At 55.1% G+C, this 236-nt stretch carries 1 protein-coding gene; it reads left to right on the forward strand.

Translation table 11 applies throughout. The features are described 5' to 3' along the window. A partial coding sequence (locus RTW80_RS30785) for a type IV secretion system DNA-binding domain-containing protein (RefSeq protein ID WP_312722051.1) occupies positions 1-236 on the forward strand: 236 nt, incomplete at both ends.

Below are 236 nucleotides of genomic sequence, written 5' to 3' on the forward strand. Positions count from 1 at the left end.
CCATTTCCATTCGCTCGGTAGTGACTAACTACGCCAAAGCCCTTCGCTATCTACAGGGACTGGATGACGGAACCCGGCCCCCTTTTACTATCCGCGATTGGATGACGCAGGCGCGCTATGACAACAGCTGGTTGTTTATCTCCACTCAGGCCCGTCATCGTAAGAGCGTGAGGCCGTTAATCTCCTTGTGGGTATCGCTGGCCACGCTGATGCTCCAGAGCATGGGTGAGAACAGT

The organism is Escherichia sp. AM3 (genome assembly GCF_032029835.1).
GTDB classification, from domain to species: domain Bacteria; phylum Pseudomonadota; class Gammaproteobacteria; order Enterobacterales; family Enterobacteriaceae; genus Escherichia; species Escherichia coli.